Origin of the sequence: Snodgrassella sp. CS2 (assembly GCF_050310315.1) — a bacterium.
GTDB classification, from domain to species: Bacteria; Pseudomonadota; Gammaproteobacteria; order Burkholderiales; family Neisseriaceae; genus Snodgrassella; species Snodgrassella alvi_E.
On sequence record NZ_JBNPBA010000001.1, the window covers coordinates 218372 to 239207 of the forward strand.

At 40.8% G+C, this 20836-nt stretch carries 17 protein-coding genes and 1 tRNA gene; 11 read left to right on the forward strand and 7 right to left on the reverse strand.

Annotated elements, in window-relative coordinates:
* Window positions 1-42: 42 nt before the first annotated feature.
* The 4 genes from radC to secF all read left to right on the forward strand — a co-directional run bounded on the left by radC (window position 43) and on the right by secF (window position 4027).
* On the forward strand, window positions 43-717 hold the full coding sequence (gene radC / locus ACQP6D_RS01125) for a RadC family protein (protein ID WP_427857462.1): 675 nt from the start codon (window positions 43-45) through the stop codon (window positions 715-717).
* Between the two features lie 125 nt (window positions 718-842).
* Entirely contained in the window at window positions 843-1142 is a 300-nt protein-coding gene (gene yajC, locus ACQP6D_RS01130) for a preprotein translocase subunit YajC (protein ID WP_100140160.1), read from the forward strand.
* Between the two features lie 89 nt (window positions 1143-1231).
* A complete protein-coding gene (gene secD / locus ACQP6D_RS01135) occupies window positions 1232-3085 on the forward strand; it encodes a protein translocase subunit SecD (protein WP_100140159.1) in 1854 nt (617 codons plus the stop codon).
* Between the two features lie 6 nt (window positions 3086-3091).
* Window positions 3092-4027 (forward strand): protein translocase subunit SecF, encoded by a 936-nt coding sequence (gene secF / locus ACQP6D_RS01140; RefSeq protein WP_100152528.1) that lies wholly within the window; start codon window positions 3092-3094, stop codon window positions 4025-4027.
* A gap of 190 nt (window positions 4028-4217) precedes the next feature.
* On the opposite strand, the gene ACQP6D_RS01145 is transcribed toward secF, so the two are convergent.
* The gene (locus ACQP6D_RS01145; protein ID WP_427857244.1) at window positions 4218-4862 is read right to left on the reverse strand and encodes a hypothetical protein; all 645 of its coding nucleotides are present in this window, start codon (window positions 4860-4862) and stop codon (window positions 4218-4220) included.
* A gap of 181 nt (window positions 4863-5043) precedes the next feature.
* Here ACQP6D_RS01145 and ACQP6D_RS01150 point away from each other — a divergent pair, with 181 nt between their 5' ends.
* Together ACQP6D_RS01150 and ACQP6D_RS01155 are read left to right on the forward strand one after the other, a co-directional pair.
* Window positions 5044-5400, forward strand: a complete 357-nt coding sequence (locus tag ACQP6D_RS01150; protein WP_267390271.1) for a Spx/MgsR family RNA polymerase-binding regulatory protein — start codon at window positions 5044-5046, stop codon at window positions 5398-5400.
* Between the two features lie 20 nt (window positions 5401-5420).
* Window positions 5421-6158 carry a UDP-2,3-diacylglucosamine diphosphatase gene (locus ACQP6D_RS01155; protein WP_267390270.1) on the forward strand — a complete coding sequence of 246 codons (738 nt, stop codon included), beginning with the start codon at window positions 5421-5423 and terminating at the stop codon, window positions 6156-6158.
* A 184-nt stretch (window positions 6159-6342) separates the two neighbouring features.
* Here the strand turns inward: ACQP6D_RS01155 and rho are convergent, their stop codons facing one another.
* On the reverse strand, window positions 6343-7605 hold the full coding sequence (rho, locus tag ACQP6D_RS01160; RefSeq protein WP_100140154.1) for a transcription termination factor Rho: 1263 nt from the start codon (window positions 7603-7605) through the stop codon (window positions 6343-6345).
* Between the two features lie 869 nt (window positions 7606-8474).
* Between rho and ACQP6D_RS01165 the strand changes: the two genes are divergently transcribed.
* The gene (locus tag ACQP6D_RS01165; protein WP_427857463.1) at window positions 8475-8978 is read left to right on the forward strand and encodes an FKBP-type peptidyl-prolyl cis-trans isomerase; all 504 of its coding nucleotides are present in this window, start codon (window positions 8475-8477) and stop codon (window positions 8976-8978) included.
* Between the two features lie 55 nt (window positions 8979-9033).
* Here the strand turns inward: ACQP6D_RS01165 and ACQP6D_RS01170 are convergent.
* The 4 genes from ACQP6D_RS01170 to ACQP6D_RS01185 form a co-directional block, all read right to left on the reverse strand.
* Window positions 9034-9109: transfer RNA gene (locus tag ACQP6D_RS01170), tRNA-Asn, on the reverse strand.
* 123 nt (window positions 9110-9232) lie between these two features.
* Window positions 9233-10144, reverse strand: a complete 912-nt coding sequence (gene argB / locus ACQP6D_RS01175; RefSeq protein ID WP_100152523.1) for an acetylglutamate kinase — start codon at window positions 10142-10144, stop codon at window positions 9233-9235.
* 248 nt (window positions 10145-10392) lie between these two features.
* On the reverse strand, window positions 10393-10857 hold the full coding sequence (gene ruvX, locus ACQP6D_RS01180; RefSeq protein WP_267407993.1) for a Holliday junction resolvase RuvX: 465 nt from the start codon (window positions 10855-10857) through the stop codon (window positions 10393-10395).
* Window positions 10850-11428: a YqgE/AlgH family protein gene (locus ACQP6D_RS01185; protein WP_100140246.1), complete on the reverse strand. Its 579-nt coding sequence runs from the start codon at window positions 11426-11428 to the stop codon at window positions 10850-10852. Before ACQP6D_RS01185 ends, ruvX begins: the two co-directional genes overlap by 8 nt.
* 214 nt (window positions 11429-11642) lie before the next feature.
* On the opposite strand from ACQP6D_RS01185, the gene gpmI reads away from it, so the two are divergent.
* From gpmI to ACQP6D_RS01200, 3 genes are all read left to right on the forward strand, one after another.
* A complete protein-coding gene (gene gpmI, locus ACQP6D_RS01190; RefSeq protein ID WP_427857245.1) occupies window positions 11643-13166 on the forward strand; it encodes a 2,3-bisphosphoglycerate-independent phosphoglycerate mutase in 1524 nt (507 codons plus the stop codon).
* 38 nt (window positions 13167-13204) lie between these two features.
* Window positions 13205-14464, forward strand: a complete 1260-nt coding sequence (locus tag ACQP6D_RS01195; protein ID WP_267407995.1) for a murein hydrolase activator EnvC family protein — start codon at window positions 13205-13207, stop codon at window positions 14462-14464.
* Window positions 14465-14600: 136 nt separating this feature from the next.
* Window positions 14601-16184 carry a S41 family peptidase gene (locus tag ACQP6D_RS01200; protein ID WP_427857246.1) on the forward strand — a complete coding sequence of 528 codons (1584 nt, stop codon included), beginning with the start codon at window positions 14601-14603 and terminating at the stop codon, window positions 16182-16184.
* A gap of 843 nt (window positions 16185-17027) precedes the next feature.
* On the opposite strand, the gene ppsA is transcribed toward ACQP6D_RS01200, so the two are convergent.
* Window positions 17028-19415, reverse strand: coding sequence for a phosphoenolpyruvate synthase (ppsA, locus tag ACQP6D_RS01205; RefSeq protein ID WP_100156956.1), 2388 nt, complete (start codon window positions 19413-19415; stop codon window positions 17028-17030).
* A 423-nt stretch (window positions 19416-19838) separates the two neighbouring features.
* Between ppsA and ppsR the strand changes: the two genes are divergently transcribed.
* The gene (gene ppsR, locus ACQP6D_RS01210) at window positions 19839-20660 is read left to right on the forward strand and encodes a posphoenolpyruvate synthetase regulatory kinase/phosphorylase PpsR (RefSeq protein WP_100140146.1); all 822 of its coding nucleotides are present in this window, start codon (window positions 19839-19841) and stop codon (window positions 20658-20660) included.
* Window positions 20661-20836 lie beyond the last annotated feature (176 nt).

The window sequence follows — 20836 nt, forward strand, 5'->3', positions numbered from 1 at the left end:
AGTTATATTATGATTACGTCTTTAAATGACATAATCGTAAAAATGAGTATCAAACACTGGCCTAAACACGATCGTCCAAGGGAAAAACTGCTCAAACAGGGTGCCAGTGCACTCAGCGATACAGAATTATTGGCCATATTATTGCGTACAGGAACGAGGGGGAAAAGTGCCGTTGATTTGGCACGAGAGCTAATTGCCAAAACAGGCAGCCTGCGTGCTTTACTTGAGGCAGACTGTCAGCAAATTTGTCAGTACCATGGCATGGGTGTAGCCAGTTATACCCAATTTGCTGTTATTCGTGAAATCAGCCGACGCATGCTGGCAGAAGAAATACATTGCCGTCCGGTTTTCACTCAGCCTGAAACAGTTGCAGATTTTCTACGTTTGCTTATAGGGCATGAAAAAGTAGAAGTTTGCGTGGCCTTACTACTAAACCAGCGCAATGAGCTAATGCATACCATTGAGCTTGCCCGAGGTACCATCAATGAAGCCAGAATATATACGCGCGAAGTAGCTGCTGCTGCCTTGAGCCACCATGCAGTATCGATTATTCTGGCACATAATCACCCTGGCCAATCAACTATGCCTTCTTCAGGAGATATCCAGCTTACTCGTCAGATTAAAGCAGCACTTAACCTTTTGGATATTCGCTTGCTCGACCATTTTATCGTCACTGCAGAAAAAACCACATCCATGGCAGTATTAGACCTGCTGTAACCAGCATAAGCATATGAATCTAAAGATTCAGACAATACATTGTACAAAACTGGATAAAATCATCATTGCAGATTACAATAACGGGTTTAATAGTGTTATTTACCTGAATCACACGGAGTAAGCCCATGATTGATTTTGCTTATGCTGCCAACACTGCCGGTACACAAAGTAGCCTGATGCAGTTTTTACCTCTCTTATTAATTCTAGTTGTATTTTATTTTCTGATTATTCGTCCGCAGCAAAGCAAACATAAAAAACATCAGCAGATGTTAACTGAGCTGAAAAAAGGCGATAAAGTAGTTACACTGGCTGGAATGGTCGGCAAAATTACTAAAGTAAACGATCAATACTTCACCATTGAAATCGCACCGAAAGTAGAAGTTGAATTTGAGCGCAATGCCATCAGTGGCAAGGCACCAGAATAAAGCCTGTTATCTGCCGCAACGTTTCAGTTGCGGCCTTTATTTTCTTTACTTATATTGAAAAACAACAGTCTGCAAGTAAGGCAGCAAATATGAATCGTTATCCTTTATGGAAATATCTGCTTATCATCGTCACCATAGTTTTGGGGCTGCTCTATACCATACCAAACTTCTTCGGCGAGATACCAGCAGTACAAATCTCTACCAACCGTCAAGCTATTACAATTAACGAGCAGACTGAAAACACGGTTAAACAAGCACTGGCAGCTGCACATATACAGCATCAGGGTATGTTTATTACCGATGGTAGTCTAAAAGTTCGTTTCAGCGATACAGAAACTCAGCTTAAAGCACGTGATGCCATTGCTTCTCAATTTGGAGATGGCTATATCGTGGCTTTAAATCTGCTGGCCAACACGCCGGAATGGATGGAAAAAATTCACGCCAAACCTATGTTTCTAGGGCTAGACTTGCGCGGTGGTGTGCACTTTACCATGCAGGTTGATATGGAATCAGCCGTAGACAAGACCTTAGACAGCTATGCCGGTGATATTCGTCGTCAACTGCGTAAACTACAAATTCGCAGCGGCAATATTGTTAAAAACGGACAAACACTGACCATCCCTTTTCAATCAACCAGTGACGCCAATAATGCAACATCTGGTCTGAAAAAATATCTCAACGATGCCACACTTACTCAAAACGGTGACCGTCTAATCGTCAGTCTGAGCAATACTGCGCTGGCTAGAATCCGCACTGATGCAGTGACCCAAAACATCAATACCCTTCACAACCGTGTTAACGAGCTAGGCGTGGCAGAACCTGTCATTCAGCAGGCAGGCCCTGACCGAATTGTCGTACAGTTACCAGGTGTACAAGATACAGCTAAAGCCAAAGATATCATTGGCCGTACCGCCACCCTGCAAGTGCGTATGGTTAGTGACGATCCAAATCTTTATCAGCAGGCACTTCAAGGACACAATCCGGATGGTTATGAACTATTACCTTCTGCTGGTAATGGTGCACCCACATTGGTGAGCAAGCAGGTTGAACTAACTGGCGATAACATTAATGATGCACAAGCTAGTTTCAATGACAGAGGGCAACCCGGAGTCAGTGTGAACTTTGACAGTACCGGTGCAAGCATTTTCGCAGACCTTACCCGAAATAATGTTGGTAAGCGCATGGCCATGGTACTTATTGATCAAGGTAAAGCCGAAGTTATTACTGCACCGGTAATCAATGAACCTATTCCGGGTGGCAAAACTATTATTTCAGGCAACATGAGCATAGCCGAAGCCAATGATACTGCCCTGCTGTTGCGTGCTGGTTCTCTGGCTGCGCCAATGAAAATTATCGAAGAACGTACCATTGGTCCGTCACTGGGTAAAGAAAACATCAGCAAGGGATTTCACTCTACATTATGGGGTTTTGTAGTAGTTGCTGTATTCATGATGCTCTACTATCGCATGTTTGGCCTGTTTTCAGTGATTGCCCTGTCTTGTAATCTGCTGTTTCTGATTGCTATTCTGTCTGCAATGCAAGCCACACTCACCCTGCCGGGCATCGCCGCTATCGCCCTGACACTTGGTATGGCAATTGACTCAAATGTATTAATTAATGAGCGCATTCGAGAAGAATTGCGCCATGGAAATACACCGCAGATATCAATCAATGCCGGTTATGATCATGCATGGCACACAATTGTAGACTCAAACATCACTTCACTGATTGCTGGTCTGGCTCTGTTGATTTTTGGTTCCGGCCCTATACGTGGGTTTGCTGTAGTGCACTGTCTGGGGATTCTGACTTCCATGTATTCCTCTGTGGTAGTTTCACGTGCCATTGTAAATCTATGGTACGGCCGCAAACGTAAATTAAAAACCCTATCCATCGGCCACATCTGGATTGCTGATAATGCTCCTACCAGTAAAAACAAGGCTTAAATAATTATGGAATTTTTCAAAATCAAACGTGACATTCCGTTTATGAGCTATGGCAAGCTAACTACGGCGATATCACTAATTACTTTTATTCTGGCTGTATTTTTTCTGGTGACACGCGGATTGAATTTTTCAGTTGAGTTCACTGGCGGTACCGTAATGGAAGTGGAGTTTCAGCAGAGTGCAGATTTAAACAAGATTCGCACTGAGCTGGATGGATTAAAACTGGGTGAAGTTCAGGTACAGGCGCTTGGTACTAATAAACAACTTATGATTCGCTTACCCAACAAAGCGAATATGTCCTCCGCTCAGTTATCTAATCAGGTAATGGATCTGCTTAAACAGCATCAGGATGGCGTAAGCTTACGACAAGTAGAATTTATCGGCCCACAGGTAGGTGAAGAGCTGGTAACACATGGGCTGCTTGCTCTGGGCATGGTTGTTCTAGGCATCATTATCTATTTATCCATGCGCTTTGAATGGCGTTTTGCCGTATCCGCCATCATTGCTAATATGCACGACGTGGTTATTATTCTGGGTTGTTTCGCTTTATTTCGCTGGGAATTTTCACTTACTGTACTAGCAGGTGTTCTGGCTGTGCTTGGTTATTCAGTGAACGAATCAGTAGTGGTATTCGACCGTATCCGCGAAAACTTTCGCAAACCCCATATGCGCGGCAAAAGTGTACCGGCAATCATTGATAATGCTATTACCGCCACCATGAGCCGGACAGTTATTACGCATGGTTCTACCGAAGCGATGGTTATTTCCATGCTCGTTTTTGGCGGAGCGGCACTGCATGGATTTGCCATGGCCTTAACTATTGGCATTGTATTTGGTATCTATTCTTCAGTACTGGTAGCCAGTCCGTTACTGCTGATGTTTGGTTTGAACCGACAAAATCTGGTCAAACCACCTAAACGTAAAGAAGAAGCCGTAGTATAAGTACTAAACAACTACCATTGTTATTATCGTGTAAAAGTCTCCAGATTAAATAAAAATCTGGAGATTTTTAATATCCGTAAGTGCCAAACCAAAATTTAATCTATATGCGTAATGCCAGATAACCAATTATCTAACTTTTCAAACAATTATTCAGTGAAAATCCATCTGCATTCTATTGATTTTATTACAATCAATGTAGTGCACGTTCATCCTTCCAACCTTTATCAGTCAAGACTAAAACCGCAGCACGCCGTTGTGGTTCCTGTAAAGATTTCCACCAGTTTTCATCAGTGGTTTTAATCAGATTTTCAGCCCATTTTTCCGGAACCAACTTGGCATCATAAATCACCTTGGAAATAGTCATACCATTGGCTGGTGTGGGTTCAGTAAAGAGCACAATTTTATCTACCTTTTGTGTACCAAGGCAAAGCAGACTACCCTGAGCACTGTTGAGCACATTAGCTTCACCCTTGCTGGTCCGGTAATACACTGCCTGTGGAATATCTGGTCCACCATTTACAGTTAATGTGACATCTTTTCCTTGTTCGTATAAATCTGCATCAGTCAGAATATCCATTTGTTTGAGAGCTGTTTTATTGACTTTCTCTCCATCACTGTTTTTTCTGGCAATCCGAATTTCCTTATTTCCCAGAGTAATCATATTATTAATTCCACCCTGAGCGTTGTCTAGTACCAAATTTACCGCCAGACATACCTTATCATTTTTGCCAAATTCATTAATTGCATCTGTAAAATTACTATTACTCGCCTCTTGTCTGCCACTACAGGCGGCCAGTAGCAGGCTGGCGGCAAATAATAAACTGATTTTTTTCATACCGTCTTTCCTCATAAAATAATATTTTTGCACTGATTCAAGCATACTGCCAATATGCCAGATTAGCAATGCAGACTCTATATCGTGAGTTTAAAAACAATCTGCATGCAACAAACCAACACTTAAGCTCGTCAGAGCAAACCGGTATAATATTCGTCTGTACATTTACATGGTCTTAATTATGAGTATTCGGATATATGGTATCAGCCAATGTAATACGGTAAAAAAAGCACGTCAGTGGCTACAAGAGCATGAAATTGATGCTGAATTTATCGATTTCAAAAAAACACCTCCCACAGCTTCAGATATCCAATTTTGGCTGACACAAATACCTAAAGAAACCCTTATTAATCGTAAAGGTACCACTTGGCGTAAATTAAGTGCCATCGATCAGCAGGATGCACTCTGCAGCAATGAAGCGGCCATACAGCTGATGATGAATCAACCTTCAGTAATCAAGCGTCCTGTATTAATAAATAATAAACAACGCGTACTTGTTGGCTTCGACGCAGCAAAGTACACTGAATTTTTAGCCTGATATTATTAAATCGACAAACCATGAACACCACTATTTTTATTTCAGACTTACATTTGTCAGAACAAACTCCGCCATTAAATAAACTTTTTCAGCGCTGTTTACAACAATGGCAGGGAAATATTGATGCCTTATATATTCTGGGAGATTTTTTCGATGTCTGGATTGGCGATGATGATGACAGTGATTTTATCCGCACCATCAAAAAAGAGCTGAAAGAATTTACTGCCAGCACGCCGATTTATTTTATTCATGGCAATCGTGATTTTCTGCTGGGAGAAAAATTTTCAGCTGAAAGCGGTATCCAGCTATTAAATGCACCACAACAGATTAATCTTTATGGTCATGATTATATTATCATGCATGGAGATGAGCTATGTACCGATGATGTAGCCTATCAGCAATTTCGTATGCAGTCACGTAATCCATTATGGCAGATGGCCGTATTAAGCAAACCCATAGCAGAACGGAGATTACTGGCCGGACAAATTCGTCAGATGAGTGAGACACGTAAAAATAATGAAGGTAAAAGTGAAATCTCTGATGTCACTGAAAGTGCCATCCAGCAACTCATGGAAAACCATGCTCAAGATTCCTTACCCACGCTGATTCATGGCCACACTCACCGCCCTGCCGTACATGAATCTAAACTGAATAATCAGTTATTCAAACGTTATGTTATACAAGACTGGGCTGAAAATTATGGAGGCTATCTCGCTGTCGATGCTAATGGTGTTCATGTGCATGAACTTAAACTTTAAGTTGTTCTAGCACGATTTTATGCATTTATAATTATCAGAATCATTTACTGTTTAAATATTGTTCAGTCTGATATTAAAAAGCCATACTGTATTTATCAGTATGGCTTTTTTATCAGTATTTAAATATCAAAAATTAAAAGCCGTGTTTACAGATTAAAACACGGCTTAATAAGGTATCATTTGACTATTTACTACCACGCATTAAATCAAAAAAGTCTGCATTATTTTTGGACTGTTTCAATTTATCAATGATGAATTCGGTAGCTTCAATATCATCCATTGGATGCAAAAACTTGCGCAGCAGCCACATTTTTTGCAGATGTTCATTTGATACCAGCAGTTCTTCACGACGCGTCCCAGAACGATTGATGTTGATGGCCGGGAATAGACGTTTTTCTGCCATACGCCTGTCCAGATGCAATTCCATATTACCCGTACCTTTGAATTCTTCGTAAATTACATCATCCATGCGACTACCGGTTTCAACCAAAGCAGTAGCAATAATCGTTAATGAACCGCCTTCTTCCACATTACGCGCGGCACCAAAAAATCGTTTAGGACGATGCAATGCATTGGCATCAATACCACCAGTCAAAATCTTGCCTGAAGCAGGTATGACAGTGTTATAAGCTCGTGCCAGACGAGTAATTGAATCCAGCAGAATAATTACATCTTTTTTGTGCTCTACCAAACGCTTAGCTTTTTCAATTACCATTTCCGCTACTTGTACATGGCGGGTAGCTGGCTCATCAAAGGTAGAAGAAACCACTTCCCCACGTACGGAGCGCGTCATTTCTGTTACTTCTTCCGGACGTTCATCAATCAGCAAAACAAGCAGCTCTGCATCTGGATAATTAGCTGTAATTGCATGGGCAATATTTTGCAACATTACGGTTTTACCAGATTTCGGCGGTGCTACTAGTAAAGCACGTTGGCCGAAACCAATGGGAGCAATCAGGTCTATAGCACGGCCGGTCAGATTTTCTCCTGAGCGGATATCACGTTCTAATACAAACTGACGATCCGGAAATAATGGCGTAAGATTTTCAAATAGGATTTTATGCTTGCATACCTCTGGGTCATCACCATTGATTTTATCCAGTCGCACCAAAGCAAAATAACGTTCGTTATCTTTAGGTACACGTACACTGCCTTCAATCGTATCACCGGTATGCAGATTGAAACGTCGAATCTGACTGGGGCTGACATAGATGTCATCCGGCCCAGCCAAATAAGATGTGTCCATACTGCGCAGAAAACCGAAGCCATCAGGAAGAATTTCCAGCGTACCAGAGCAGGTAAAAGCTTCTCCCTGCTTCATTTTGATGCGTACAATCGCAAAAACAAGATCTTGTTTACGCAAACGGTTGGCATTTTCAATGCCAAATTCATCAGCTATGCCCAGTAACTCAGACACATGTAAGTTTTGTAATTCAGAAACGTGCATAAAGATTTAAATGAACTTATTTATTAGAATTTAAGATAAGATGAGTCCGTAAACTCATAATAATTCCTGTTACCAAGCCTTAAATGCATGGGTGTATGCAAAAGAAAGGTAAGGGTATTTTTATTGAAAGTCGATTTGGTTTAACTTTGCCACAGCAAACATTAAACAAAGATTTAGAATTGACCTCTTCTTATAAGTTGCAATTCTATTCTGCATGCTCTCATGATGTCAAGCCATTATCAACATTCAATTAACACTACTGGTAAGAATACCTGCAAAATGCCGAACTGACATCAATCAGTCGCCAAGCAATCCCAAATCCATATTTTTCTCTTTCCATTTCGCATGCTTACACTTCAAAGCTGCTATAATTCTGGTTAATATAATTTTTTTCTTGTTATATTAACAATTTTGTTTTAACGATTTATAGATATTCGGAAGTTATATTTGCCCTAATATTAATTTAGGTACATAAGTGTAAATAAAAGCATTTGGTCTCGCAAAGACAACAGTTATCAATTTTCTGTACTTGAGAAGAGATAAACAAGTGTGAATTTAATAAAAAGAAGGTTGTAATGATCTATTAATATGTTATTAAGAAGAACAATATTTTCAGCTAAACAGTGTCTGCATTTCCACACAAATAATTCTATTTCGTAAGTTTTGAAGATAATAAAATACATTAGTTTTAAACTGATATTCATTCAAATAGGCAAATTCATCACAAAAAAATATTACCTACAACTTCTACTTTTGTATTGATAATTGCGAAGCTTGATCAGTAAATTTATTTTTTGTGAATGGCTGGCTATAATTGCTTTTCCTTCAACATTTAAAGAGAAATTATGAAAAGCTTGTCTTTAACTATTATGGGTATCTCAACTTTGCTGGCTGTATCGGCCTGCAACTTTGCGGACAACGGTTTTAAAAGTAATAGTAGTGAGCCGGTAGCTGCATCTTCAGCTACGTCAGCCACCCGTAACCCTCAATTAGCTGGAGATGAGTTTCTGGCCAAAAATAAAACTGCACCTGGGGTTACTACTACTGCTTCTGGCTTGCAATATAAAGTCAATCATGAAGGTAGTGGTAAAAAGCCGAAAGCAAGCGATATGGTAACTGTTCAGTATGAAGGGCGCTTGATCGATGGCACAGTATTTGATAGCACAGCACAGCGTAATAATCAGCCAGCCACTTTCCCACTTAACGGCGTCATACCTGGATGGACTGAAGGTCTGCAACTGATGTCAGAAGGCAGTGACTACACATTTTATATCCCGGCAAATCTTGCTTATGGAGAACAAAGTCCGACAAGCGCTATTCCACCTAACAGTGTTTTAATCTTCAATGTGAAACTGATTAAAGTTGGCGAATAACAGATAAACGTACACAATGAAAAAAGCACTCAAATAAATGAGTGCTTTTTTAAACTGGCTCCCCGACCAGGGCTCGAACCTGGGACCTGCGGATTAACAGTCCGTCGCTCTACCGACTGAGCTATCAGGGAATGAGGCGAAATTATAGCGTTTGTAATTTTAGTGTCAAGCTTTTTGAACAATTATACCAATAAAAAAAATTAAATATTTAATTACACAACAATTAAATATTGTCGGCACCTAAATTAGCACTATTAAGCCTGCTCATTCTGACCAAGAATCATAGTACCCACACCTTTGTCGGTGAATATCTCCAGCAGCAGTGCATGTGGCACACGTCCGTCGATAATGTGTGTGTTGTGCACGCCATGCATTGCAGCCTGCAAGGTCGCATTGATTTTGGGTAACATACCATTTTGTAAGGTACCATCCGCGATTAATGCATTAATATCTGCCGGTGTTAAACGGCTTAATAACTGTTGATTTTTATCCAGTACACCTATGGTATTAGTCAGCATAATCAGCTTTTCTGCTTGCAGGCTTTCTGCCAATTTGCCTGCCACCACATCTGCATTAATGTTAAAAGCTTCGCCCTGCTCACCTACCCCTACCGGTGCCACTACAGGTATATAGCCGTGTTCGACCATTTCCTCTATCAGCGCAGTATCAATAGACTCTACTTCTCCAACCTGCCCGATATCCTGTCGGGCGTTTTCAGGGGTAGAGACATATAGTTTTCTAGCTTTGATAAAATGGTTATCCCGTCCTGTAATACCTACTGCATGTCCGCCATGCTGGTTTAAAAGAGAAGTAATTTCCTTATTTACACAGCCACCAAGTACCATTTCAACAATATTCATGGTTTCGTTATCTGTCACCCGCATACCCTGAATGAACTGATTATCTTTGCCTATTTTTTGAAGTAGATCATTAATTTGTGGGCCACCCCCATGAACAATTACTGGATGAATTCCTACCAGTTTCAGTAAAACTACATCTTTGGCAAAACTTTCTTTCAGTTGTGGATCTGTCATGGCATTACCACCGTATTTGATTACCATGGTTACGCCGGAAAAGCGCCGGATATAAGGTAAAGCCTCGGCAAGAATATTGGCTTTAGTGCTGGCCTCCATTGTATCTAAGCTGATACTGCTATCTGTGCTCATTATGCGTCCTAGTCTGATTAAACTGTTTCTCTATTTACTGAGGTTAAGTTTATCCCCGGTTTCGCAAAAATAAAACCAAATAATGTGAACTGCTGTATATTCACGACAGAGAATATACCGGCATTTTTCGCCAGCTAAGTAGATGATTAACAAAAAAATGAAAGAAAAGAAAATTCAGAAGTGCAGTTTTCTGGAGAAACTCTAATATTGGAATCGATTTGTAATAAAAAAATGTATCAGAACCTCACCTATTCAACCAATTTGGCTTTACAAGCGCCGGAACTGAAAAACGTTGTCAAAATAGCCTGTGCAGCCACTTGATCTAAAACTTGCTTACGTTTTTTTCCAAAAATACCAGCTTCACTGAGCAAACTATCAGCCACGGCTGATGTCCAGCGCTCATCTACCCAATATACGGATAATTGAAAACGCCCATGCAAGCGATTACCAAAACGCCGGCATTGTGCCGTCGCCTCATCTGAAGCACCATCAGCATGAGTTGGCAATCCAACAACCAGAGCCTTTGGCTGCCACTCTTTGATAAGAGAAGCAATACGTATAAATCGTTCTTCATTGCTGATAAGCGTAATAGTTTCCAGCGGATGTACGGTCGACAATTCCGCCTCTCCTACTGCTACACCGATTCGTGCTAATCCATAGTCAAAACCAAGAACCGTCCCACTTCTTAACGGAGATAAAAGTGAATCAGGCATGTCCTGCCAGCCCGCTCAGATTGGTAATATCAATTTTCAGCAACTGCAAAGCGGCCTTATAACGCTGTTTATAGGGCATATCAAACAAAATTTGCATATCTGCAGGTGCAGTAATCCAGCTATTATCAGCCAGTTCCTGCTCCAACTGCCCTGCCGACCAGCTTGAATAACCGATAGTGGCCACAGCCTTATCTACCTCATTTTCCTGAGTGAGCCCCATAATAATATCGCGAGACGTTGTCATAGCAATATCATCAGTGACCATCAAACTGCTTTCCCATGAACCGGCAGGAGTGTGAACCAGAAAGCCTCTGTCTACCTGAACTGGGCCGCCCATCAGAACATTTTGGCCATGGAACCGTTCCGGCGTTGGGGTTTTAGCAGAGTCAAATAGCAAATCCATCATAATCGGTGAAGGCTTATTTACAATAATACCCATGGCACCATCGGCACTATGTTCACACAGATAAATCACGCTTTCTTTAAAAAAAGGATCCTCCATTGCTGGCATTGCAATCAAAAAATGATTGGCCAGAGAAAAACTGAAAGAAGTGCCACGTTGAGCAGCCATATTTTGCATATCCATAAAAAAATAAAATCAAACCAGATATAATTAATTTATCGTTAAATTGGGTCTGTCCAGCTGTTTCTCAAGCCAGTGCTTTTAGCTATAATTCTATCTTACTTTAAAGCTGGTTTAATACCATCCTTCTTAGCCAAACTCTATTGGATAATACTGGCACTTTTGTCAGAATACACAACCCACCATCACAGAAAGGCCAATTGTGTCATTAACCAAACCTGTCGTTCTCTTAATTCTGGATGGTTTCGGCCATCGTGCCGATGGTGATGACAATGCTATTTTACTGGCACATACACCACATATCGATAATTATCGTCAGCACTACGCTTATGGCACAATTGATGCATCTGAGCGCATGGTTGGTCTACCCATGGGGCAGTTTGGTAATTCAGAAGTAGGACACTTGAATATTGGTGCCGGCCGAGTTGTCCCTCAGGACATCACCCGTATTGATATGGCGATTGAAGATAACAGCCTGAAAAAAAACATTGTTTTGCAAGAAGCATGGCAGACTCCTAATCATACTGTGCATCTGCTTGGTCTGTTTTCAGATGGGGGCGTACATAGTCACATTGAGCATTTTTTTGCAGTAATAGACGCGGCTATTGAAGCTGGTATGCAAAAAATAGTAGTGCATCCGTTTCTGGATGGTCGTGATACTCCTCCCCAAAGTGCACATCCCTATTTATTGCGTTTGCAAGAATATATGCAGCTGCATCCGCAGGTAATATGCGGTGCCATAGTCGGGCGTTTTTATGCCATGGATCGTGACAATCGCTGGGACAGAGTCGAAGCAGCTTACAATGCTTTATTTGGTGATGCACCCTATCATGCTGTTTCACCGATTTCTGCACTTGAAGCAGCCTATGAACGTGGTGAACAGGATGAATTTGTCAAACCTACAATAGTGAGCCCTGATGCAGAACTGAAAAACGGCGATGCGATACTGTTTCTTAATTTCCGCGCCGACCGTGCGCGTGAATTAACTCAGGCGCTTACCTTTGAAAATTTTACCGGTTTCCAACGTCAGCACACAGTACAGCCTGGCTATTTTGCCAGCATCACAGCCTATGGTGCGCAGTTTCCTCATCCGGTAATGTTTGGCCGCCAATCTGTGCGTAATGGACTAGGTGAATTTCTGGCTGAACAAGGACTAAGCCAGCTGCGCATTGCCGAAACTGAAAAATATCCTCATGTGACCTATTTTTTCAGTGGCGGACGTGAAGAACCGTATATAGGAGAAGAACGCATTATGATTCCTTCTCCTAAAGTTACCACCTATGATTTGCAACCAGAAATGAGTGCTGTTGGGATCACTGAAGAAATCATAGACAGTCTGCAACATCATCGCCATGACGTCATTATCTGCAATTTTGCTAATGGTGACATGGTTGGACATACAGGTTCGCTGGATGCTGCCGTCAAAGCAGTGGAAACATTGGATAGCTGTGTTGCACGTGTGGTAGAAGCAACTCTGGCTGCTGGCGGTGAAGTAATAATCACTGCTGACCATGGCAACTGCGAGCACATGTTTGATAAAAAAAATCAACAGCCACATACCCAGCATACAGTAGAACCGGTGCCTTTTATATATATTGGCCGAAAAGCCACCATTCATACCGGCGGAGCATTAAAAGATGTGGCACCTTCCTTGTTAGCGGTACTCGGTCTAAACCCTCCATCAGAGATGACGGGGCACAATCTGATTGAATTTACACACATCTGATGAAAACTTTTCTCTGTCTTTCTCTAACCTGTTATTGTATGGCCACTTCTGTTGCCATAGCTGCCAGCAATCAAAAAATACAACCTGGTAGCGAATTGAAACAGGTACATCAGGCCATATCAGCTACTCAGAATCAGATTAGCAAAACGACTGTTGAGCAGAAAAAAATCGATGCCTCTATGGCAGCAACCAGCCAGCAGCTAAATCAAGCTAGGAATGAATTGGGGCGTCTCAGGCAACAGCAACAAACCAGTATGCGTCAATTAGAAACACTGCAAACCAGTCTGGATAAAACACGTACACAGATAGCCGAAACACAGACTCAAATTGCACGCTTACTGAATGCTCATTATCGTAATCGCCAACCAAACAGTGTATATCTGCTACTCAAACAGGATTCGACAGACAAAAAAGGCCGCTCACTACAATATATACGCTATCTGAATGAGGCCAACGAACGTGTGATTCAACGTTTACAGCAGCAACAGACGCGTATGAGTGAGCAGCAACAGGCAGTAGCAAAACAGCAAAATGAGCTATCAAAATTACGCCAGAAGCAGCAGCAAGTGATTAACAAACTGCAAATACGGCATCAAAGTCAGCAAAGTCAATCCACAGTATTAAGTCAGCAATTAACAGTACAAAATAAACAGCTGCAATCACTCAAGGCTGCTGAAAAGCGTCTAAATAATTTGCTGAGCCGATTATCAGCACAGGCAACCATGCGTCGTCTGGCACAAACAAGTAAACCTAGTAAACAAATTTCAGGCAAAATAGAAAAACCTCAGCCACCCAAAACATCTACCAACTCTGTTAAACGCACAGAGTCCGTTCACAACACATCATCTTCAACATTAACCGCTGAAGATATGGCATTACAGGCTACAGATAACATTAATTCACCATTAATCAAAGGCCTGGCTCAAAAACAAGGTCGTCTTCCACGACCGGTAAGCGGTACCATTGCTGGAAGATTTGGTGAAAGTAGACCTAATGGCGGTATCTGGAAAGGGTTGTTTTTTGCCTGTAATAACGCCGTTGTGCATAGTATAGCCAGTGGCACCGTAGCTTATGCAGCTTATTTACAGGGATATGGCAACACAATTATTATCGATCATGGTGAAGGCTATATCAGCATTTACACCGGTTTAGCATCAATAGGAGTCACGGCCAATCATACGATAGACGCTGGTCAAAACATTGGTATAAGTGGTAAATTACCAGATGGCCAGAATGGACTATACTTTGAAATCCGTTATCATAATCAGGCAATGAACCCATTATCATGGCTGCGCTGAAATAGAATATAGCGCACTATTACCTGTACTTACATTATGATGTAAACTTTGGCCTGAATAATATATATGAATCACCCTTACAAACAGGTTTTTTAGACCTGAATCATTGTCGCTATCAGAAAGAAAAACAGAAATAATGGCTAATTCCCGATTTAAAAAAGCTGCTTTATATACATTAGGCGCTTTCAGTGGCGTGATTCTAACCCTGAGCATACAGGGCTATGCCAATGAAAAATCCGAAGCATTACCCGTACAATCTTTGCATACAATGGCTGAAGTTTATGGACAAATAAAAGCCAATTATGTTGAGAATAAAACCGATGATACGATTCTAGAAGGTGCTATGAAAGGCATGGTTAATAACCTAGACCCGCACTCAGAATATTTAACGGTAAAAGATTATTCCGATCTACAGGAAAGCACTACTGGTGAATTTGGTGGTTTAGGTATGGAAATCAGTTCAGAAGACGGACTGATTAAAATTGTTGCGCCTATTGAAGATACACCGGCCGATCGTGCAGGTATTAAAAGCGGTGATTACATTGTTAAAATTGACAATGAATCTACACGCAACATGACAGCCACTGAAGCGGTTAAAAAAATGAGAGGTAAACCAGGCACCAGTATCACACTGACTCTGGCTCGTAAAGATGAAACTCAGCCCATTGTAGTACACCTCACCCGCGCTATTATTAAAGTAAAAAGTGTTCGCTTTAAATTACTGGAACCAAATTACGGCTATGTGCGCATTACCCAGTTTCAGGAACACACGGTCAGCTTGCTGGCTGATGCTCTTAAAGAACTGAACAAACAGAATAAGGCACCACTAAAAGGTTTGGTATTAGATTTACGTGACGATCCAGGCGGTTTATTGAACAGTGCAGTGGGTGTTTCCGCTGTATTTCTGAAACCCGGAGTAAAAGTAGTCAGCACTAAAAACCGCGACAAAAAAGAAGGAATGGTTTTACGAACGATTCCTAAAGATTATGTGGTTAAAGGTAACGATCCGCTCATTAATCTGACGGATGAGCTTAAAAGCATCCCTGTAACGGTTTTGGTTAATTCAGGAACTGCTTCTGCATCTGAAATCGTTTCTGGCGCTTTGCAGGATTACAAGCGTGCTGTAATTGTTGGTACGCAGAGTTTCGGCAAAGGTTCTGTTCAGACTGTTATTCCTTTGTCCAACGGCGGGGCTGTTAAACTGACTACAGCCTTGTACTACACCCCTAATGACCGCTCTATACAAGCACAAGGTATCGTACCCGATGTAGAGGTTAAAGATAAAAACCGCACATACGAAAGCCGCGAGGCTGATTTGGGTGGACATTTGAGCAATCCGCTGGGTGGTAAAGAAGTAAATGGTGATCTATTGGGCGGACAGAAAAAATCCACGTCTTCTGTTTCAGCTAGCGAAGCAGCCTTACATGAAAATGATACTAGTGCTGATAAAGACAGTACTAAAGATGTCAAAGCCAATACATCAATTACCAACAACTCCAAAAATAACGGCGCTAAAAATACTGACGCATCAAAAGACAGTAAAAAGAAAAAGGATGAAGAAGACTGGCTTGCTCGTCGAGACCCCAATCCAGCCAAGGATGCTCAATTAAAAGCAGCACTGGACTTAGTCAAAGATCCGGTCAAATGGAATCAGTCATTGGGATTAGCAGCCAAAAAACCTGCAAAAACAGCGGATAAAGACAAGAAGGACCAAAAATAATAGTTTCTTTCTAAACAGATAGCCAATAAGCTATCTGTTTTTTTTATGTAAAGGTAAAACCCAAAAGTAGATTACCTTCACTTAGATCTGTCTTTTATCATTCTGATTCATAATATAACTTTTAGAAATCAATAATAACTAATATATAGCCTAAGATAAAAGCTTATGGAAATTTAGACAATAATAAAAGCAATGGATTAAATTGCTTCAAGCACTATAAAATCACTAGGCTTTTAGCAAATTTAAATATTGTTACCCTTTCTACAACTTTTTTATATTCAGACTATGAACCTAAATGTATTCTAATCATATATTAATTATTCCTACCAATTTGATATTAAATACCCTGACAATGATCAAAAATAAAAATAAATAATATTTATCTTTAAATATATCTATAAAACAGATAGTTATTATCATAATTAACCGAATTTCTAAACCCGCTTAAATCTAAAATTGAGTTTTTATACTTTTATTGCAATTTCGAATCAATTTTCCGCTTTATTAATATTTTTAATTTAATATGCATTAAGCTAATACTTTTTATTTTAGAAATTAAAATGATAGTAATAAATAAATTTACCACTGAGTTCGAATAAAAATCTAATAGTTTTGTTTTTTACAGATACAATGTTTGCTTGATACGATTTAAATTACCAATTCCAGTTAAATAGTAAATCCCTAGTCCAAGGATATGTTGCCGGATTAATCATAATAAATATGTAATATTTAAATTATATGTACTTTGATGATAAATACCTAAAATACCCTATCGGCTTGAACTGATAAAGATAAAGAAAGGCCGCTGTTAATTAGCGGCCTTGCATTCAATCAATTGAAAACTTATTTTTTCAATTCTTTTGCTAAATACAACCAAGTTTCAATTACAGTATCAGGATTGAGAGAAATCGTTTCAATACCTTCTTCAATTAGCCACTTGGCGAAATCAGCATGGTCTGATGGACCCTGTCCACAAATACCAATGTATTTGTTTAACTTACGGCAAGCCTGAATAGCTAGACTAAACATCACTTTAACAGCAGGATCACGTTCGTCAAACGTACCTGCAATCGGGCCACCACTATCACGATCCACACCCAAAGTTAATTGGGTCATATCATTAGAGCCGATAGAGAATCCATCGAAGTATTTCAGGAATTGTTCAGCCAGTACAGCATTGGTAGGCAATTCACACATCATAATCAGACGCAGACCATTTTTACCGCGTTCCAAGCCATTGTCTTTCAATGCACGTACTACATTTTCCGCTTCTTTCAAAGTACGTACAAACGGAATCATGATTTCTACATTGGTCAGCCCCATTTCATCACGAACGTATTTGAGTGCCTTACATTCAAGCGCAAAACAATCTTTGAAATCTTCAGATACATAGCGAGCCGCACCACGGAAGCCCAGCATCGGATTTTCTTCGTGAGGTTCGTATTTGTTACCTCCCAGTAGATTGGCATATTCGTTTGACTTAAAGTCAGACATGCGCACAATTACTTTTTTCGGATAAACTGAAGCAGCCAATGTAGCTACACCTTCGGCAATTTTATCTACATAAAAATCTACCGGAGAGGTATATCCAGCTATGCGGTCTGTAATCTCAGCTTGCATCTGCTCATCCTGCTGGTCAAATTCCAGCAGAGCACGCGGGTGAATACCGATCTGACGGTTAATGATGAATTCCATACGGGCCAGCCCGATACCATAGCCCGGCAAGTTTGAAAAGCTAAACGCCAGCTCTGGATTACCCACGTTCATCATGATTTTAGCAGGTGATTCAGGCATATTATCTAAAGGTATTTCATTAATATCTACCTTCAGCAAACCTTTATAAACATAACCAGTATCACCTTCAGCACAGGATACGGTTACTTCCTGACCGTCCTGCAATGCAGAAGTCGCATTACCGCAACCGACTACGGCTGGGATACCTAGCTCCCTCGCAATAATGGCAGCATGGCAAGTACGTCCGCCACGATTGGTAATAATGGCTGAAGCACGCTTCATCACGGGCTCCCAATCGGGGTCGGTCATATCAGTAACCAGCACGTCCCCTGGTAAAACTTTATCCATTTCATCAACGGATTTAACCAATCGTACTTTACCCTGACCTACTTTCTGACCAATAGCGCGGCCTTCTACCAGAATGGTAGATTTGTCATTAATCTGATAACGACGCAAAACGCGGCTATTATTTTCCTGAGATTTTACGGTTTCAGGGCGAGCCTGAAGAATATACAGTTTTCCGTCAATACCATCACGTCCCCACTCAATATCCATTGGGCGACCATAATGTTCTTCAATAATCAGTGCATATTGTGCCAGCTCAGTAATTTCTTCGGCACTGATAGAGAATTTTTTCCGCTCAGCAGGTTCTACATCTACAGTCTGTACAGATTTGCCTGCCTGTGCATCTTCTGTGAAAACCATTTTAATCAGTTTAGAACCCATGGTTTTGCGCAAGATGGCAGGACGACCGGCTTTTAATGTTGGTTTGTGCACATAAAATTCATCAGGATTTACGGCACCCTGTACAACGGTTTCGCCCAGACCATATGATGATGTTACAAATACTACCTGATCAAATCCAGACTCAGTATCCATAGTAAACATCACGCCGGATGCGCCTTTATCAGAGCGCACCATACGTTGTACCCCTGCCGACAGAGCTACGATGTCGTGGGCAAAATTCTTATGAACACGATAAGAAATGGCACGATCATTATACAAAGAAGCAAATACGTGGTGCATAGCTTCTTTGACATTATCATAACCACTAATATTTAAGAATGTTTCCTGTTGTCCGGCAAAGGATGCATCAGGTAAATCTTCTGCAGTGGCGGATGAGCGTACAGCCACACAAATCTGATCTGTACCGGCATCAGCCACCATTTTTTCCCATGCCGCCTGTAAATCAGCTTCCAGCTCAGGCGGGAAAGGAGTATCCATAATCCATTGACGGATTTGTTTACCTACTCTTGCCAGCTCGGCAACATTATCGACATCAAGCGCCTTGAGTTCACTGCTAATGCGTTCACTCAAACCTTCGTAGGCTAAAAATTTGCGGTAGGCTTCTGCTGTGGTTGCAAAACCACCGGGAACACGCACACCTTTTTCGGTGAGCTGTGAAATCATCTCGCCAAGAGAAGCATTCTTGCCGCCGACGCTTTCAACGTCGGTCATGCGCAAATTTTCAAACCAGATTACGTTATTACCGGCCATGATGGTTATCCAATGTGGAGTGGGGAAAGTTGAAGACGGCCTATTCTAACTATTCAAGTATAAAATGTCATGTATTTTTGGCTATTTATCTACTTTATGTGAGCATTGTTTATCTTTGGTCAAATGTGTGTAAATCACAAGCTGTTGAATGAATAAATATTTTGATTCTATTATCAATTATTTGGACAAATATTGCATTTTAATTACCCTTTCAACAACATAAATCTAAAATTATGATATTTTTGATTTAAATCTGCATTTTATTGCTGATTTCTGGCAGGTTCGGTCTGATTTAACTTTATTTGGGCTGAATGTGGAAAAAAAGCTAATTCTAAAACAGCTGTCCTTAGCCAATTTCATTTACAATATCTGACCATCGGCTTTTATCTACCGACTTTTTAAATTAAATTTGTGTAAATAATTATGAAACCAGTTCGCCAAGTTTTTTTTGTATCTGACCGCACCGGAATCACAGCTGAAAGTATGGGGCTGGCCTTACTGAATCAGTTTGACAATATAGAATTTAAACGGGCTACTTATCCGTTTGTAGACACCGAAGCAAAAGCAAAGGAAATTGTTGCCCTGATTAATACCGCTGCCAGCAAATGTGAAGCACGACCGTTGGTATTTTCCAGTATTGTTGATGAAAATGTACGCAAACTGATTAAAACCAGTGCTGGCATGCACATGAGTTTTTATGATGCCTTTATTGGAGAGCTTGAAGATGAACTGGCTACAGAAGCTAATCACTCTATTGGGCGTACTCATGGCATGCATGATACAGAACGCTATGATAAGCGTATGGAGGCAATTAATTTTGCGCTTAATCATGATGACGGAATTACTGACCGCGAATTACAGAAAGCAGATGTCATTCTGATGGGTGTATCCCGTAGTGGCAAAACTCCTACATGTCTTTATTTGGCGCTGCAGTACGGTATCCGTGCCGCCAATTATCCTCTCATACCTGAAGATTTAGAAAGCAGCGAGTTGCCGAGAATGTTGCAGCCATTTCGGCAAAAACTATATGGTTTGACAATTGAAGCAGACCGTTTACACCATATCCGTTCGGAACGCCGTCCGGACTCCCGTTATGCCAGCCGTGATAACTGCCGCCGTGAAATCTCAACAGCTGAAGAAATGTTTCGCCGATTTAATATACCCTTTACCAATACCACACATAAATCGATAGAAGAACTGGCCGCCAGTATTATGCTGGCTGCAAAATTACAGCGCCGCTTCTAAAGCTATTTTAAAGATTTTGTTAGCCCTGAATTTATTCAGGGCTTTTTTAGATACATCGGACACTAAAATGTTTTTATGTGTACTGCCAAAAATAACGAAGCGCTAGTGAGAACAGCTCACTGGCAATATTTATTTAAAACTGGAATTAACAACTTATCACTTTAATACTTTAACTT